This window comes from Afipia sp. 1NLS2 (assembly GCF_000178995.1).
Lineage (GTDB): Bacteria > Pseudomonadota > Alphaproteobacteria > Rhizobiales > Xanthobacteraceae > Afipia.
Window position 1 is genome coordinate 1,408,711 of record NZ_ADVZ01000001.1, and the last position, 16,172, is coordinate 1,424,882.

General features: G+C 61.5%; 16 protein-coding genes. 7 read left to right on the plus strand and 9 right to left on the minus strand.

All coding sequences use genetic code 11. The features are described 5' to 3' along the window. Window positions 1–164: 164 nt before the first annotated feature. Together murC and AFIDRAFT_RS19100 are read right to left on the minus strand one after the other, a co-directional pair. The gene (gene murC, locus AFIDRAFT_RS06915) at window positions 165–4,097 is read right to left on the minus strand and encodes a UDP-N-acetylmuramate--L-alanine ligase (protein WP_009338389.1); all 3,933 of its coding nucleotides are present in this window, start codon (window positions 4,095–4,097) and stop codon (window positions 165–167) included. Then, window positions 4,098–4,706 (minus strand): YdcF family protein, encoded by a 609-nt coding sequence (locus AFIDRAFT_RS19100; protein WP_009338390.1) that lies wholly within the window; start codon window positions 4,704–4,706, stop codon window positions 4,098–4,100. Window positions 4,707–4,841: 135 nt separating this feature from the next. On the opposite strand from AFIDRAFT_RS19100, the gene AFIDRAFT_RS06925 reads away from it, so the two are divergent. The 7 genes from AFIDRAFT_RS06925 (at window position 4,842) to AFIDRAFT_RS06955 (ending at window position 9,539) form a co-directional block, all read left to right on the plus strand. Continuing rightward, complete coding sequence (locus tag AFIDRAFT_RS06925) at window positions 4,842–5,936, plus strand: glycoside hydrolase family 3 N-terminal domain-containing protein (protein ID WP_283804985.1); 1,095 nt, start codon at window positions 4,842–4,844, stop codon at window positions 5,934–5,936. Between the two features lie 85 nt (window positions 5,937–6,021). Beyond that, window positions 6,022–7,314, plus strand: coding sequence for a bifunctional sulfur transferase/dioxygenase Blh (blh, locus tag AFIDRAFT_RS06930; protein ID WP_009338392.1), 1,293 nt, complete (start codon window positions 6,022–6,024; stop codon window positions 7,312–7,314). After that, on the plus strand, window positions 7,308–7,652 hold the full coding sequence (gene bigR, locus AFIDRAFT_RS06935; protein WP_009338393.1) for a sulfite-sensing transcriptional repressor BigR: 345 nt from the start codon (window positions 7,308–7,310) through the stop codon (window positions 7,650–7,652). Before blh ends, bigR begins: the two co-directional genes overlap by 7 nt. Continuing rightward, window positions 7,649–8,056, plus strand: coding sequence for a YeeE/YedE family protein (locus tag AFIDRAFT_RS06940; protein WP_009338394.1), 408 nt, complete (start codon window positions 7,649–7,651; stop codon window positions 8,054–8,056). Before bigR ends, AFIDRAFT_RS06940 begins: the two co-directional genes overlap by 4 nt. Beyond that, window positions 8,047–8,481, plus strand: coding sequence for a YeeE/YedE family protein (locus AFIDRAFT_RS06945; RefSeq protein WP_040297874.1), 435 nt, complete (start codon window positions 8,047–8,049; stop codon window positions 8,479–8,481). Before AFIDRAFT_RS06940 ends, AFIDRAFT_RS06945 begins: the two co-directional genes overlap by 10 nt. Before the next feature lie 59 nt (window positions 8,482–8,540). After that, a complete protein-coding gene (locus tag AFIDRAFT_RS06950) occupies window positions 8,541–9,014 on the plus strand; it encodes a redoxin family protein (protein ID WP_009338396.1) in 474 nt (157 codons plus the stop codon). A 66-nt stretch (window positions 9,015–9,080) separates the two neighbouring features. After that, window positions 9,081–9,539, plus strand: a complete 459-nt coding sequence (locus tag AFIDRAFT_RS06955; RefSeq protein ID WP_009338397.1) for a group III truncated hemoglobin — start codon at window positions 9,081–9,083, stop codon at window positions 9,537–9,539. 6 nt (window positions 9,540–9,545) lie between these two features. Here the strand turns inward: AFIDRAFT_RS06955 and AFIDRAFT_RS06960 are convergent, their stop codons facing one another. The 7 genes from AFIDRAFT_RS06960 to AFIDRAFT_RS06990 all read right to left on the minus strand — a co-directional run bounded on the left by AFIDRAFT_RS06960 (window position 9,546) and on the right by AFIDRAFT_RS06990 (window position 16,075). Further along, entirely contained in the window at window positions 9,546–9,863 is a 318-nt protein-coding gene (locus AFIDRAFT_RS06960; protein WP_009338398.1) for a cupredoxin domain-containing protein, read from the minus strand. Between the two features lie 35 nt (window positions 9,864–9,898). Continuing rightward, window positions 9,899–10,420, minus strand: a complete 522-nt coding sequence (locus AFIDRAFT_RS06965; RefSeq protein ID WP_009338399.1) for a DUF4142 domain-containing protein — start codon at window positions 10,418–10,420, stop codon at window positions 9,899–9,901. Between the two features lie 121 nt (window positions 10,421–10,541). Beyond that, window positions 10,542–12,068, minus strand: a complete 1,527-nt coding sequence (locus AFIDRAFT_RS06970; RefSeq protein WP_009338400.1) for an FAD-dependent oxidoreductase — start codon at window positions 12,066–12,068, stop codon at window positions 10,542–10,544. A 186-nt stretch (window positions 12,069–12,254) separates the two neighbouring features. Beyond that, window positions 12,255–12,881 (minus strand): GTP cyclohydrolase I FolE, encoded by a 627-nt coding sequence (folE, locus tag AFIDRAFT_RS06975; protein ID WP_009338401.1) that lies wholly within the window; start codon window positions 12,879–12,881, stop codon window positions 12,255–12,257. Between the two features lie 63 nt (window positions 12,882–12,944). Then, window positions 12,945–13,640, minus strand: coding sequence for an RNA polymerase sigma factor (locus AFIDRAFT_RS06980; RefSeq protein ID WP_009338402.1), 696 nt, complete (start codon window positions 13,638–13,640; stop codon window positions 12,945–12,947). Between the two features lie 120 nt (window positions 13,641–13,760). Further along, window positions 13,761–14,204: a PAS domain S-box protein gene (locus tag AFIDRAFT_RS06985; protein WP_009338403.1), complete on the minus strand. Its 444-nt coding sequence runs from the start codon at window positions 14,202–14,204 to the stop codon at window positions 13,761–13,763. An 83-nt stretch (window positions 14,205–14,287) separates the two neighbouring features. Continuing rightward, a complete protein-coding gene (locus AFIDRAFT_RS06990) occupies window positions 14,288–16,075 on the minus strand; it encodes a chloride channel protein (protein WP_009338404.1) in 1,788 nt (595 codons plus the stop codon). Window positions 16,076–16,172: the final 97 nt, after the last annotated feature.

The window sequence follows — 16,172 nt, forward strand, 5'->3', positions numbered from 1 at the left end:
GAGAGTACGCCGGACGAGCCGGTTTTTCAATTTGCTTAGTTATTACAGTAACATAGCGCATCGGAGCGAAACCCATCGAAAAGCGTCGAAGGGCAGGTTAAATTGCTCCGAAGGCAAAGGTCACACGTTCGAATCGTGTCGGGTGCGCCAGCAAATTCAACAATTTAGCTAAATTGTCCCACGCGCTGTCCGGCTCGGGCGGCAGGCGCGGCATCGAGCCGCGCGCGCAGCGCGCGGGCGAAATGATGCACGTTCGGCTCGCGGTGGAAGTCGCCGTGGACGCCAGGCACCAGATCGACGGTGTAGGAATCGCCGTAAATCTGGTCGTAACGCTCCAGCTCGCTCTCGAACCGCCGCATCGGGTTGAGGAAGCCGTCTTCCGAATAGAAGAATGCGATAGGGCCGGGGTAGGCGAACAGCCGTGCCTGTTCGATCACGGCGAACAATTTCGGCGGCTGATGGAGCTCCGTCAGACGCAGCGTCATCTCGCGCATGATCAGGCTGCCCTGGCAAATGCCCGCCATCACAATCTCACCGCCGTCTAACAGGGGCAACATCTCCTGAAGATAATATTCGGCCAATGCGGTCACCTGCGCCTCGCTGTACTCCATCATGAGACTGCCCGAGCGCATGCCGTGCACGGAAAAATCCGGCCCCAAGGCATGCGCCAGCATCTCGATTTCTTCATCGAGTTGCACGCAAATGAATAATTGGTAGCGAGCGCGCGGCGAGACATGCGACATGATGAGGGAGCCGGGCGTTTTCCGCTCGCCGCCCCAGCCGAACGTCAACTGCTTCAGCCGCTTGTAGAGAAGCCCGCTTTCGAACGATCCATCCGCAGGCAGGTCGCCGGATTTGTCCTGCGCCAGGGTTTCGATGGCAGCCGCCATTTCCAGCGCGTTGAGGCCGGCGTGAAACGCACCGGGAGGCACCCGCACGCCAAACGTGCGCTCGACCTCCTCGATCATCAGCAGAAACTGCAGCGAATCGCCGCCAAGGCGGTGAAACGAATCGGACAAGCCCAGATCGAATTCCGACGCCAACACCGCTTTCCAGATCCCGAGCAGTTGCCTTTCAATCTCCTTTTCCGGCGGAGCATAGATCGGCCGGCTCACCGCGCGCCTGCCGAAATTCGTCAGCGCCCAGTTCCGGTCTTTCTTTCCGCTCGGCGTCAGGCGGATTTCAGGCACCTCGATGATCTGCTTCGGCAGCATCGCTTCCGGAAGCCATGACGATAGGCGTGCGCGGATCGATTGCAGGTCTGCGTCCGCCTCAAGCACGACGAAGCCGATCAAATCCTTCTGCTCGCGCGCGGTCTGAACACAGACGACGGCATCGCGCACGCCGGGGGCTTCCCTCAGGCGGGACTCGACCTCCTCAAGTTCAATCCGGTTGCCGTTGATCTTGATCTGATTGTCGGCGCGGCCAAGATAGAGAAGGCGGCCCCAACGATCTTTGCGAACCATGTCACCGGTGCGGTACAGAACGGTCTCGCGCCCTACTTCACCCCTCGCGACGAAATTGTTCGAGCTGCCCTCGGTGCCCGCGATATAGCCCCGTGCGACACCGGGCCCCTCAAGACACAGCTCGCCGATCTCGCCTCTCGCCACCGGCGAAAGGTTTTGATCGAGAACGAGGGCGCGCACATGCCCAAGCTGCCGTCCGATCGTCACCGGCCGCTTTCTGCGGCACAGAGCGGCGGTCGCATAGATCGTCGCCTCGGTCGGGCCATAGGCATTGATAAGGTGTTGGCCCCTCGCCCATCGCCTCACCAGAACTTCCGGCAATGCCTCACCCACCGAAACGATGCATTTCAGCGACTGCAGCGTCTGCACCGGGACACTCATCAGGATGCTCGGCGTGACCGACAGATGGGTTATCTTCTTGTCGTTGATGAAATCGGCCAGACGCTGGCCGACCAGCGGCTTGATCCAGTCGGTCGCGCAAGCCTGCGAGCCGCCTGTGAGCGACATCCAGATTTCGCCAAGCGAGATGTCGAAACTGATCGAGGTGTTGATCGACACCCGCGCGCCGGGCCGGACCTTGAATCGCCTCGTGATGTCCTTGCACAACAGAAACAGCGAGCGATGGGAGATCGCGATGCCTTTCGGTCTGCCGGTTGAGCCCGATGTGAAGCAGATATAGGCAGCATCACCGCCACGTGGCGCGAGGCTCTCCAGATCAGGATTTCCCACCGGGGTTTCACGTAGCCACTGCTCAATATAGCTTCGCCTCACTCCGAAGGCCGGCAGATCGTGTGCGGATTGCGCCCGCGTCAGCAGCAGCGACGCATGCGAAGCCTTGAGCATGTACTTCACCCGCTCGGGCGGCAGACTGGAATCGAGCGGAAGATAAACGCCGCCGATTTTCGCGATGGCGACGATCGCGATAATCAGTTCGACGGATGACGAAAGCGACACGCCTATGGCCGCACCGGGCTGAATGCCCTGTTCCAGCAGGATCACCGCAAGACGCGCCGCCGAACGATCCAGCTCGCGATAGGTCAGCGTTCCAGCCTCGCCGGACACGGCAGGCGCATCGGGGCGTCGCCTGACATGGCGATTGAAAAAATCGAGCACGGTCTTCGGGCGAGCATGGCCGAGCCAGCCCATCTTGCGCTCGCCAGCGTCGTCCTCCGGAACGGAAAAAGCCCGCACCTTCCCGGTCAGGGATGCAGTTTCGTTCGCAGCATCGGGCAGCGCGCCTGATTGCGGCACCGGCGCTAAGGCGAATCCGCCCTTTGCGAAATCCGTCGCCGCCTGCCGGATGTTGCCCGCACCGGCAAAGATCAGCGTGTCGCCCGTCGAGGCAAGGCTCGATATGTTCTGCAGCAGTTCTCCGGCATCCGGGAAGGCGCACACTGTCTTCCCGGCCTCGCGCAATGTATCCGCCAGATGATGGACGCTGACGCCGAACGTGTTCTTTTCACCGGCGCCGTCGATTTCAACGAGTCCGATGCGGTCGAACCCTTTCAGCACTTCGACATATTCGCCAAGCAGGCGCCGCGTGCGCGAATAAAGTTGCGGCTGAAACGCGATACAAAGGCTCCCGGAATGAGCGGCGATCAGCCTTGCGGTTTCCAGGCAGGCTCTCAGCTCCGTCGGGTGATGCGCATAATCGTCGATCAGGCGGACGCCATGGACCTCCCCGTGCATCTGCCATCGCCGCGACACGCCGGTGAATTGCTCGAAACCGCGCTGGATTCCTGCAAACGACACGTCGAGCGCGAGACATGCGGCAACGCACGCCAGCGCATTGCCGATCATATGCCGGCCAGGCACCTTCAGCCGCAGGGTTCCAAGTTCTGCGCCATAAGCGATCACGGAAAATGTCGAGCCGCCACCGTCCATTGCGATATGAGCGGCATGAACATCAAACCCGGCGGCAAAGCCGAACGTCGTGACCGGCGCGATTGCACTTGCCGCGATGTCCCGCGCCCGCGCATCCTCGCCATTGACGATCAGCGCGCCGCCATTGCGGATTCGCCCGGCGAAATCCCGGAACGCGCCGTGCAGTTTTTCCACCGAGCCATAATGCTCGATATGATCGTCGTCGATATTGAGGATCAGCGCGATGTCCGGCGACAACGGCGCGAGATTCTGAAATGCCTCGCAGGCCTCGGCCACGAAGATGTCCGATGCGCCGCACCGCCCCTGGATATTATCGAGACATTCCGAGGGCGCGCCGACGACATGGGAGACATCCTGTCCGCTCGCGCGCAGGATGTTCGCGATCATCGTCGTGGTGGATGATTTGCCATGCGAGCCGGACACCGCCACCGCGCGCGAATGTTCAAGCAGCAACCCCAGACATTGGGCACGCTTCGCGATCGGAATCTGCCGAAGCCGCGCTTCGGCAAGCTCGGGGTTCGAGAACGGGATGGCGTCGCTGTAAACCACCATTCCGGCGCCGTTGACGTGATCCGCATGATGGCCGTGAAAAACCGTGGCGCCCTTCTGCACGAGAGAACCATCATGCGGCGCATTGAGGTCGCTGCCCGTCACCGTCTTGCCAAGGCCGACCAGATATTCGGCAAGCCCGGTCATTCCGGAGCCGTTGATGCCAATCAAGTGAATGTGCTGGGGAAGATCACGCACCTAAAAGCCCTCGATGTCCCCTTTCATGGCATATGCGCCGATGGACTGCAGTTCCTTCATCACCCAGTAGCGACCCACTGGCGATGTCCACCAAACGTCCAGCGGCGGGTCGTCTTCGGCGTAAGACGGCCGCATCACATAGCGCAGATGCGCCGGCCAGACCTTGAGGGCAGTCATCAGCACGCGCCGCATATGATAGGGCTTCGCGGTCAAGGAAACCGTGCGGATATTGGTCCAGCCGAACGCGGCCTCGATCATCTCCGCAGAGAAGACAAAATTTTCCAGCGTGTTGCTGGAGCGATCCTCGACCCAGATCGCCTCCGCGGGAATGCCGCGCTCGATCGCGATGCGCTGATAGATCCTGCTTTCCGGCTCGGCCTTGTTTTTCTTGAAAGGCCGCCATCGCCGGGGTTTGGGGCCCTTCCCGGAAATCCATATCCGCTTCGTCAGCCCGGCCTTGAACAGATCAATCGCGGGATCGATGTTCGAAGGCGTGGCGCTGCCCAGAACGAAACTCAGATCGACCGGCTGAGGCTCATCCTCGAGATGCAGGAACCGCGCGACAGCCGCCCGGACCTCTGCAACGCGTATGTCGCGGCTGGACTCCATCGGAGCCTCTCCCGTTACCGCGTAACCGGCAGGGATCGGTACAGCGCAATCCTCTGTGTGTCCTTGCCACTATCGACGGTTCGTAACGCTTCAGGTTTAATGTGAGAGCGTATCATGTGCCTGATTGGGGATTGAGTGCCGCGTTTCAATTCACGGATAAGCCGCCGTGCCTTTATAGCATCTGCCGCTGGCGTTGCTACTTTTGCGGCAAAGGCGGCTCAGCCACCCGCTTCCCTCGCCTCCGACGTTGCATCCCTGTTGATGGTCGGCTTTGCCGGGTCGAACCCCCATTCGCCCTCCGCCATCCGGCTGGCCCGGCACATTCGTCATGGCCATGTGGGCTCGGTATTTTTCGTCCAGGATAATGTCGGGTCCAATCGGGATCTTCAGGACCTTGTCGCAGGCTTCAAGGCCGCGCGGCCCCGCCTGCGCCTCGCCATCGATCATGAAGGCGGCCTGGTCCAGCGGCTGATCCCGATTCACGGCTGCAGGCGCATTCCAAAAGCGTTCGATATTCCGGCACGCATGAGCCCGTCGGAGGCGCTCCATTTGTACACACAGGTCAGCGCCGAGTTTGCCGCGACCGGTTTCAACATCAACCTCGCGCCGGTGATCGACATTTATGCGCCCGGAAATCCGGCAATCGCAAAATTCGGACGCGCCTTTTCGTCTGACCCGAATATCATCGCCACCTATGCGCGCGCTTTCATCGACGGCTTCCATGCCTCGCACATCGTGTGCGCCCTGAAGCATTTTCCCGGTTATGGAAACGTCATGGAAGACAACCACGACGAGCTTCCCGACATCACCAAAACCTGGTCGGCCCGCGACCTGGAGCCATACACGGCCCTCATGAACAACGGCCGCGTCGACCTCATCATGGGCACGCATCTGAAACTGACCTCGCTCGACCCACGTCTACCCACAACACTGTCCCGCCGGATCACGACCGGGCTGCTGCGCGAGAAGCTGCGCTTTCAAGGCGTGATCATGACCGATGACATCGACATGGCCGCGCTTGCCAAAGACATGGACCGCAAATCGGCGTTCATCGCGGCCCTCGCCGCCGGCAACGATCTGATCATGGTGAAGAACGTCACCGATCACGACCCCAATTTCCCTCTGCATGCCGTGCAATGGGTGGAGGAGGCCGTCGCAAGGGGAACCCTGTCGCGCGAGGCCATCGCCGCCTCCGCCCGCCGGGTCGAGGCGCTGCCTGTTCCAGCCTGACATTTCCGTGAGCGCATAATTAAATCTGGCGTTCCAACAATATATAGTTTAATAGATTGTATATTGATGAATTCAGCGAGACCCCATGAGCGCCGTGAAGATCACCGACCGTCTGACGGTTGCAAGCCAGCCCGATATCGGCAGCTTCGCCGATATCGCAAGGGATTACGCCGCCCTGATCAACCTCCGTCCCGATGGCGAGGATGCGGCCCAGCCCGGCAACAGTGCGGAGCATGCGGCGGCAACCGATGCCAAGCTCGGCTACGCGTTCCTACCCGTCACAGGCTCGACGATCACCGAAGCTGATATCCGCGCCTTCCAGCACGCGATGAATTCAGCCGACGGCCCGGTTTACGCCCATTGCAAGGGCGGCACGCGCGTGCTGACGCTCTACGTTCTCGGCGAGGTTCTCGACGGACGGATGCGGCGCGAGGAGGTCGAGGCCTTCGGCAAGGCGCGCGGCTTCGATCTCTCCCGCGCGGCGCGCTGGCTCGCGCGCCAGTCGGCCTACAAGCCGGCGGTGAAGGGCTTCTATGACGTCCGCACCGGCAGCATCCAATACGTCGTCTCCGACCCCGCCACCAAACGCTGCGCCATCATCGATCCTATCTACGATTTCGATGAGAAGTCCGGCGCAACCGGCACCACGAATGCCGATGCGATCCTCGCTTATATCGGCAGCGAGGGATTGACGGTGGAATGGATTCTCGACACCCATCCCCACGCCGACCACTTCTCCGCCGCGCATTATCTCAAGGCAAAAACCGGCGCGCCCACCGCAATCGGCGCGCATGTCACCGACGTGCAGAAGTTATGGAAGGCCATCTACAACTGGCCCGACTTTCCCGCCGACGGATCGCAATGGGACCGGTTGTTCAATCATGGCGACACCTTCAGGATCGGCACGATCGAGGGGCGCATCCTGTTTTCGCCGGGCCATACACTCGCTTCGATCACCTACGTGATCGGCGATGCCGCCTTCGTGCACGATACGATCTTCATGCCGGACTCCGGTACGGCGCGGACCGACTTTCCCGGCGGCAGCGCGCAAACATTGTGGGCCTCGATCCAGCGGATTCTGGCGCTGCCGGACGACACGCGCCTGTTCACCGGCCACGACTACCAGCCCCATGGGCGTCATGCCCGCTGGGAAAGCACCGTCGGCGAACAGAAGCACGCCAATCCTCACATTGCCGGAATCGACGAGGCCGCGTTCATCCAGTTGCGCGAAGCACGCAACAAGATCCTGCCGATGCCAAAGCTCATTCTGCACGCGCTGCAGGTCAACATTCGCGGCGGGCGCCTGCCAGAACCCGAAGCCAACGGCAGGCGCTACCTCAAGTTTCCGCTCGATGCGCTGGAGGGATCGGCATGGTGAGCCGCGCGGGAGCAGCGGCGCGGGCTTTCCCGCCCCCGACAGATATCGAAGCCAACGCCAACGAGGCGGCGGCGCTTCTGAAAACCCTTAGTCATCCGGGCCGCCTCGCACTCGCCTGCGCGCTTGCCGAAGGCGAATATTCCGTCGGCGCGCTTGAAGAGCGGCTTGGCATTCATCAGCCAAGCCTGTCGCAACAGCTCGGCATCCTGCGCGACGCCGGCGTGGTGAAGACGCGGCGCGAGGCCAAGCAGATCTTCTACCGGTTGACGGAGGCCAAGGCCGCGCAACTGATCGAAGCCCTGCATGCGATCTACTGCCGGAAAGGAAAACGGCGATGATATCCTATTGGCCATCGCTGATCGGTGGCATGCTGATCGGCCTGTCCGCCATGCTTCTGCTGTTCGTCAACGGCAGGATCGCGGGCATCAGCGGCATCGTCGGCCGCCTGCTCGACGGCCAGCAGATCGGAACGAATGCCGCTTTCATTGCCGGGCTTCTGTGCGGGCCGTGGCTTTATGCAGCCGTGACCGGGCACCTGCCGCCGGTGACGATTGCCGCCTCCACTTCGATCCTCGTGCTCGCAGGCCTTCTCGTCGGCATCGGCACCCGCATGGGATCGGGCTGCACCTCCGGTCACGGCATTCTGGGGCTGGCACGATTCTCGAAACGCTCGCTTGTCGCGACATCGGTTTTTCTGGCAACGGGAATCATCGTCGCAACCACCATGGGCGCATGGCGATGAGTGCTCTACTCCGTCTTCTCGTCGCTTTCGCGGCAGGCACGATCTTCGGATTTGGATTGTCGCTATCCGGCATGGTCGATCCCGCGCGGGTGATCGGCTTTCTCAATGTCGCAAGCGGCCACTGGGACCCGAGCCTCGCCTTCGTGCTTGGCGGCGCATTGCTGGTGGCGCTCCCCGGCATGGCGATCCAGCGACGGCTGGCGCGGCCTGCGCTCGATGATTGCTTTCATCTCCCAACAGCCACCATCATCGATCCGCGGCTCGTTGTCGGCTCTGCCGTTTTCGGAGCGGGCTGGGGGCTCGCCGGGTTCTGCCCCGGCCCCGCCGTGACGGCACTTTCGATCGGCTTGACGACGCCCTTCGTCTTCGCAGCCGCGATGGCTGCGGGCATGGTGCTGCACGATCACATGCTCGCCCGGAAATAACCGAAAGTGGCCGGACAAGGCGTTTGGCGTTATGCTCGGCTGCCGATGAGGTTGCCGTCATGACCCCCGCTCCCGAACTTGCCGTCACGCAATGGTTCAATGTCGCCGCGCCGCTGACGCTCGAAGAACTGCGCGGCCGGGTCGTCGTTCTTCACGCCTTCCAGATGCTGTGTCCGGGCTGCGTTCAGGCCGGCATTCCGCAGGCCCAGCGCATTGCCAATATCTTCTCTCCCGACAAGGTTGTCGTGATCGGACTTCACACGGTGTTCGAGCATCACGCCGCCATGACGCCCGTCGCGCTGGAGGCATTTCTGCATGAATACCGCGTCGATTTTCCGGTCGCGGTCGACCGGCCCGGCGACGGCACGCCGATCCCCCACACCATGGCGGCCTATGGCATGACCGGAACGCCGAGCCTGGTGCTGATCGACCGGGCGGGCAACATCCGCAAGCACACGCTGGGGGCCGAAGACGACCTGCGGGTGGGCGCCGATATCGCCCTGTTGACCGCGGAACCCTGGCCAGCGGGTTGATTTTCCTTAGAAAGATGCATATAGGATGCATCATTAGATCAAGGGTAAATGATGTCGGAACCTGTCATGTCAGCGGCCGAACGGCGCGCCGAGATTACCAGCGCGATCCGCGCCGAGACGGGAATCGACGAAGCCCTGATCGATCGCATCGTCGACGAGTTCTACACCCGTGTCCGCAACGACGAGCTGATCGGCCCGATCTTCAACACGCGCATCGCCGACTGGGGTCCGCATCTGCGCCAGATGAAGGCGTTCTGGTCCTCGGTCGCGCTGATGAGCGGGGAATATCACGGCCAGCCGATGCGCAAGCATCTGCCGCTGCCGGTGGACGCGCAGCATTTCGACCGCTGGCTGCAATTGTTCCAGGAGACCGTGAACGATCTCTGCACGCCGAAGGCTGCCGAGCACTTCATGGAGCGCGCGCGGCGCATCGCCGAAAGCCTCGAACTGGGGATCGCGGGCGCCAATGGCGTGATGCTGGCCAGAGGCGCCCGCTTCAAGCGAGTCGAATCTTCCGTTTCCTGAGCGGCGTCAGTTCGTGACGTCGATCTTGGCTTTCATGTTGGGATGAAAGCGACAGTAGTACTCGACCTCTCCCGCCTTCTTGATCACCAGCGTCGCCGACTTCTTCGGCGGAATCAGCACATCCCAGTCACCCTTCACCGTCGCGGTGTGAGCGAGAATGTCGTTGTTGACCCATTCGATGGTGTCGCCGACCTTGGCCTTCACCACCCCCGGCGAAAACACCAGTTTGTCGATGGTCACGCGCACCGTCTCGGCATGCGCCGAAGCGCTGCCGAGTACAGTCGCGACAACCATGGGCACAAGCCAATAGCGCGCCGAAAGCATGCTATTTTCCTTTCGCTCGTGGCAGGGATGACGCGTTACTTCAAATCCGCGAGCGTGTGCTCGGCATGCTGCAGATGGCCTTCGAAAATTTTCAGGCCGGTTTCCAGCAGGCTCTTCAGTTCGGCGTTGCTCGACGAGGGAATGAGCTGCTTCTCGAGCGCGCCATCGACCGTCTTATGGAAGGCCACTTCGTTCGCGACATAAGCCTTGTCGTAGGCGGCGCCGCTCAGCTTGGCGAGTTCAGCCTGCTTGTCCGCCGCCTGCTTGGTGAGCGCGCGGCTGGTGTCGTTGTCTTCCGGCGTGACCTTCAGCTTGTTGACGAGATCGAGCGCCTGTTTGTTGACCGCCTCATGATCGCGAACCATGTCCTTGGCAAAGGCGATCACTTCCTTGTTCTTCGACTTCGACAGCGCCTGCTTGGCGGCCGTGACATCGATAACGCCCGCGGTATAGGCGATGTGGGCGATCTGCGGATCGGTGAGCTTCGCGCCCTGCGCGAAAGCGGGTGTGCCCAAAAGGCAAACAGCGGCGAGAGCCGCGCTGAATTTGGCGAACATGGTACTGCTCCTGTGGCCGCCGTGGAATAACGGCGGACGACGACACGAGGTCGTATGTCCATTGGATGCAGTCGCGCGGCAAAGGTTACGCAAATTTGAAAATTATTTTCAGCCCGGCGCCTCATACCGGCGCGCGGCCCTCCTCCATCGCGGCGGCCGCCTTCAGGCTGTCGGCATCACGGAAGATCGAGGCCACCGCCAGCGTCTTGCCGTTGAGTTTGTATTCGAGGAGGCAATCGTGCGCCATGATCTCACCATGCACGACGATCTCATCCCACTTTTCCGCATGGCCGACATAGTTGATCGGAATATCGTAGTGCTGGCTCCAGAAGAACGGCACGGCATCGAACACCTCGCGAGCACCGAGCATGTTGCGCGCGACCACCTGTCCCTGACGTTCCGCCACCACCCAATGTTCGACGCGAATGTTCTCACCTGAATGTGGGTCCGGCCAGCGCGCGATATCGCCCGCCGCATAGATTCCGGGCGCGCTGGTTTGCAGAGTGCGGTCGACGACAACGCCATGATCGATCGTGAGTCCGGCCTTCTCCGCAAGTGCAAGCCGCGGCTTGACACCGATGCCGGACACGATGAGATCCGCCGCAATTACCTCGCCGCTCTTGAGCACGACGCCGCGCTCGTTGATCGCGCTGACACCTTCTTCCAGATGGAAGATCACGCCATGCTCCTCGTGAAGGGCACGCACGCACCGGCCCATCTCGGGACCAAGCACCCGCTCCATCGGAATTTTCTCGGGGCCGACGACATGGACTTCGATGTCTCTGGCCCGGAGTGACGCCGCAGCCTCCAGCCCGATAAAACTCGCGCCGATCACCACCGCGCGGCGCGCATCCTTCGCACTGGCGATAATCGCATTGCTGTCGGCCAGCGTACGCAACACATGCACATTGGGACGATCCGCGCCGGGCACCGGAAGGCGATTCGGCTCCGCGCCCGTCGCCAGCAACAGCCTGTCATAGGCCAGCCGCGCGCCATCCTTCAGCACAACCGCCTGGCCCGCGACATCGATGCTGTCGGCTTCGACACCAAGCCGCAGATCGATTTTCAGATCACGGTAGAAGTCCCCGGAGCGCAGCGGAATCCAGTCCGCCTGCGCGCTGCCGGCAAGATAATCCTTCGACAGATTGGGGCGGTCGACCGGCGCTTCGGCCTCGCTCGACAGCATGACGATCTCGCCCGCGAACTGTTCACGGCGCAGCATCTCAGCCGCGGCAAACCCCGCCGCGCCGCCGCCGACGATGACGATTTTTTCCGGCGTTTCCTTCAGGCTTCGCGGCCTGATCGGACAGGGCGCAACCTTGTCGCCGACAAACACCTTGCCGTCGCGCTGCTCCACCTTGAACCGTGCGATCGGGTCAAAAGCCGGCGCCCGTGTCGCCTCGCCGGTGCGCAGATCGAAACAGGCATGATGCCACGGGCAGCGGATGCTGTTGCCGACGACCAGTCCGTCCGCAAGCGGCCCATGATAGTGCGTGCAGTGCGCGCCGACCGCGAAGATGTCGTCGCCGGACTGGACCAGCAGAACTTCCTCGTCGCCGACATGACCCAGCAACCTGCCGTCGGACAATTGCGCCAGCTCGACGCCGCCGGCGAGATCCGGGCCTTTGGGTGCATCATCCTGCTGCATGGCAACTACCTCCGCTGTTGAGCCTAGTGTGGTGGTTCAGAAGTTCGCTTCATTTTCTCCGCGAGTCTTTCAAGCGAACTTCCGAACCTAAACCACACTAGAATGATAGATTTGCTAGTGTCTTTTCGAATCCGAAGTTCGCTTCGAAAACTGCTTCACGATGAGGCGAACTTCGGATTCGGGACACTAGTCCCGCTCCGCGGTCATGCTCAAAAATTCCTGCCGCGTGGCCGGGTTGTCGCGGAAGCAGCCGAGCATCCGGCTGGTGACGAGATCGGTGCCGGGCTTGTGGATGCCACGCGTCGTCATGCAATGATGCTGCGCCTTGATCAGCACTGCAACACCTTGCGGCTTGAGCACGTCATTGATGGTGTTGGCGATCTGCGCGGTCATCTTCTCCTGAATCTGCAGGCGCTTGGCGTAGATCTCAACGACGCGGGCGAGCTTGCTGATGCCGACAACACGGCCGTTCGGGATATAGGCGACCCAGGCCTTGCCGACGATCGGCGCCATATGGTGTTCGCAATGGCTCTCGAAGCGAACGCCCCGCAGCGTAATCATTTCATCATAGCCTTCGATTTCCTCGAAGGTCTTTTGCAGCACCGTCACCGGGTTCTGGCTGTAGCCGATGAAAAATTCCTCGAAGGCGCGGGCGACGCGACTCGGCGTCTCGATCAGGCCATCGCGCTTCGGGTCGTCACCGGTCCAGCGGATGATGGTGCGGAACGCATCTTCCACCTCGGCGCGATCCGGCCGCTCCGAGACATCCGTCATACTACGCTCGCGTTCAAGCACCTTGACGTTGGAAATCATAACGACCGTCTCCTTCGGCGCCGTGCGCCGCGTTCATCTGATGATTGGACAAAAAGGGATGAATCAAACTAGGCCGAGCCGCTGCATGACATTCTGCGTCATGCGCTCACAGCGCTTGCCCGCGAAGGGAAACGCGTCGAGCATCACCGGGCCGATCTCTCGGTCGAGATGCTCGCGGACGAGCTTGCGTGCGCGATGCAGCCGCGTCTTCACCGTCTCGATGCGGATGCCGAGCAGTTCAGCCGTGTCTTCGACACTCATGCCCTCGATCACCCGCGTCACGAACACCGTGCGATAGACATCCGGCAACTCATCGGTCACCCGCTCGACAAGACGAAGAAGCTCGCGCTGGGCCATGGTGCGTTCCGGATCGGTTCTGGCGGTGTTTGGAAATTGAATGATCTCGGCCGCCTGATTGGGCGTCTCGACCTCGGCCAACTCGGCCATCGGGCGGCGGCTGCGCAGACGGCCAAGTGATTCGTTCATCACAATGCGCGACAGCCAGGTCGACAGACTGGACTCGCCGCGAAAGGTCGCGAGATGCGTGAAGGCGTTGACATAGGCTTCCTGCACCGCGTCTTCCGCCTCGGTGTCGTTGCGCAGGATACCCCGTGCAATCCGGTAAAGCCTGCGGTTGTACTTGGTGAGGATCGCACGAAAGGCTCGTGCGTCGCCGCCCTGCGCGGCGTGGACCAGCACCTCGTCGCTTGTGGTTTCATCCAGCGCCGGAAGCCGCGCCTGGCTATGAGAGTCGGTCATCCCTGTTCTCCATGCTGCCTGTTAGATGGAGCCACACGGAAAAGGTTACACACAAAGTTGTTTTTCTGCGCCCGAAACAGGAACCGGAATCCTCTTAACCAATGAAGTCCCCGCGAACGCTTAGGTATTCTCTCTTGCCGCATTCTGCGCCGCGGCAAGTTTTTTGCGCAGCGCCCGGTTTTCCTCGAATTTCTTGGTCACGTCGCGCAGCACCGCGGCCGTGCCGGCCGGTTTGCCGTCCGGGCCTGGCAGCACCACCATGGTGAATTCGACGGAAATGCGGGTACCCGCCTTGATCAGCGCCGGCACCGCCAGAAGGTCGCCATGCGAATAGCGGCTCTGCCCGCTTTCCATGACCTTGTCATAGCCTTCCCAGTGCCGCGCCCGGAGGTTCTCGGGAATGATGATATCGAGCGACTGCCCGACAGCCTCGTTCTCGGCAAACCCGAAGATTCGCGTCGCACCCGGATTCCAGAAGGTGATGAGGCCATCCTTGCCTGTCGCAATGATGGCGTCCGATTCCGAGGAGAGGATGGCGTCTCCGAGTGCCGTGCGAAAGTCCATGATTGATACCCCTGATACAATTCCACCTGGCAAAGGCGTCGATCAGGCCGGGCAATCTTTTGTCTACGGTCGCGGCGTCTCAGCTATCCTGTTGTCGCAGACAGCTTCTTCCTGCGCAAGAAATATGACAGCCGGTCGGTTTCCGCCGAGATGGCGTTGCCGCGCGTGCGCATCAGATCCTTGCGCGTCATCAGTCCGACCAGCCGTCCGCTGACGCGATCGACAATCGGCACGCGGCCTGCTTCCGTCGCCACCATCCGATCAGCGAGCACAGCCACCTGTTCATCGGGATAACCTATCACCACCGACGAATCCGAGATGCAATCAAACAAAGTTTCGTCCGTTTCGGGATTCTCCGCACGCCAGCGCAAAATGTCGCGGCGGCCGACAACACCAACCACCACGCCATTTTCATCGATCAACGGATAGGATTTATGGAGGGGCGGCGTATCGCCGCAGAAGAACGCAACCGCCTCGTCCACGCGCATGCTTGCGGGCAATGTATCGACGTTCTTCACCATGACGTCCGACACGCGCAGCAACTCGAACGGATCGATGCTGTACTCGCGCACGACATGCTGGCCGCGCCGCGCGATCTTCTCCGTCAGGATCGAACGCTTCAACAACAGCACCGTCAGCGCATAGGCGGCGCCGGTGCAGACCAGCAATGGTTCGAGCAGGCCGAAATGGCCCGTCAGTTCCACCGCGAACATGATGCCGGTCAGCGGCGAACGCATGGTGCCGCCCATCATCGCCGCCATGCCGAGCAAGGCCCATGCCCCGGTGTCCCCCGGCAGGAACAGGCCTTCCAGCCATGCGAGGCATCCGCCGAAGATCAGGAGCGGCGCCAACACGCCCCCGGAGGTGCCCGAGGCCAGCGCGATGATCCAGATGACCGATTTGACGATCAGGATCGTCAATACTTGCGAGGTGACGATCTTATCGTTCAACAGGCCCGCGATAATATCGTAGCCGACACCGAGCGCGCGCGGCTCGATCAGGCCGCCCAGCCCGACGAGCAGGCCGCCGATCGCCGGCCACCACATCCAGTGAACCGGAAGCCGCTCGAACAAATCCTCGGCCTTGTAGAGCACTGCGGTGATCAGGCCCGATTGCAGGCCGCCCACAATACCAACCGCGATATAAAGAAAGACGCCCCACCACGGCAGGTCGAGATGGCCCGAAAACGGAAACAGCGGCCCGTGACCAATGATGAACGGACGCCAGGCCGCGGACACCACGCAGGCGGTGATCACGGGAATGAGGCTGCGCGGCTTCATCTCGAACAACAAGAGTTCGACCGACAGCAGCATCGCCGCGATCGGCGTGCCGAAGATCGCGGTCATGCCGGCAGCCGCACCCGCCACCAGCAGCGTCTTCCGCTCCGCGGCGCTCATATGGAAGCACTGCGCGAACAGCGAGCCGATCGCGCCGCCGGTCATGATGATCGGCCCTTCGGCGCCAAACGGGCCGCCGCTGCCGATCGAAATCGCCGACGACAGCGGTTTCAAGACTGCGACTTTTGGCTGCATGCGACTGCCGCCGATCAGGATGGCCTCGATCGCTTCCGGGATGCCGTGACCGCGAATTTTCTCCGATCCGTAACGCGCCATCAGGCCGATGATGAGCCCGCCCAACCCCGGCGCGAGCACCATCCAGAGGCTCGGCTTAAGCCCCGCAAGTGACAGATTCGCCGTACTAAATGTCTGCAACCAAACCAGATTCGTGACCAGCGCGATCATGTGCAGCAAAACCCAGGCGGAGGCTGCACCGCCGCTGCCGACCAGAAGCGCCATCGCGACCAGAACCAGCACGCGCTTGTCGGCGGTGAAGTCACCGAGCCTCGGCGCCACATTGGAAGAACGTGACATATTCGTAAGGATCCGAAATAGGATTGAAATTACCGAAAGCGCGCGGTAAGGCCTTTCGGGCGGGTCACGTCAATATATCGCTATACGATAGAAGGCA

What these genes read in the sequence shown, in the direction of transcription:
- AFIDRAFT_RS19100 (WP_009338390.1), bottom strand. Translation starts at nt 4,706, where the DNA reads ATGGAGTCCAGCCGCGACATACGCGTTGCAGAGGTCCGGGCGGCTGTC.
- blh (WP_009338392.1), top strand. Translation starts at nt 6,022, where the DNA reads ATGAGCGCCGTGAAGATCACCGACCGTCTGACGGTTGCAAGCCAGCCC.
- bigR (WP_009338393.1), top strand. Translation starts at nt 7,308, where the DNA reads ATGGTGAGCCGCGCGGGAGCAGCGGCGCGGGCTTTCCCGCCCCCGACA.
- AFIDRAFT_RS06940 (WP_009338394.1), top strand. Translation starts at nt 7,649, where the DNA reads ATGATATCCTATTGGCCATCGCTGATCGGTGGCATGCTGATCGGCCTG.
- AFIDRAFT_RS06945 (WP_040297874.1), top strand. Translation starts at nt 8,047, where the DNA reads ATGGCGATGAGTGCTCTACTCCGTCTTCTCGTCGCTTTCGCGGCAGGC.
- AFIDRAFT_RS06950 (WP_009338396.1), top strand. Translation starts at nt 8,541, where the DNA reads ATGACCCCCGCTCCCGAACTTGCCGTCACGCAATGGTTCAATGTCGCC.
- AFIDRAFT_RS06955 (WP_009338397.1), top strand. Translation starts at nt 9,081, where the DNA reads ATGTCAGCGGCCGAACGGCGCGCCGAGATTACCAGCGCGATCCGCGCC.
- AFIDRAFT_RS06960 (WP_009338398.1), bottom strand. Translation starts at nt 9,863, where the DNA reads ATGCTTTCGGCGCGCTATTGGCTTGTGCCCATGGTTGTCGCGACTGTA.
- AFIDRAFT_RS06965 (WP_009338399.1), bottom strand. Translation starts at nt 10,420, where the DNA reads ATGTTCGCCAAATTCAGCGCGGCTCTCGCCGCTGTTTGCCTTTTGGGC.
- AFIDRAFT_RS06970 (WP_009338400.1), bottom strand. Translation starts at nt 12,068, where the DNA reads ATGCAGCAGGATGATGCACCCAAAGGCCCGGATCTCGCCGGCGGCGTC.
- folE (WP_009338401.1), bottom strand. Translation starts at nt 12,881, where the DNA reads ATGATTTCCAACGTCAAGGTGCTTGAACGCGAGCGTAGTATGACGGAT.
- AFIDRAFT_RS06980 (WP_009338402.1), bottom strand. Translation starts at nt 13,640, where the DNA reads ATGACCGACTCTCATAGCCAGGCGCGGCTTCCGGCGCTGGATGAAACC.
- AFIDRAFT_RS06985 (WP_009338403.1), bottom strand. Translation starts at nt 14,204, where the DNA reads ATGGACTTTCGCACGGCACTCGGAGACGCCATCCTCTCCTCGGAATCG.
- AFIDRAFT_RS06990 (WP_009338404.1), bottom strand. Translation starts at nt 16,075, where the DNA reads ATGTCACGTTCTTCCAATGTGGCGCCGAGGCTCGGTGACTTCACCGCC.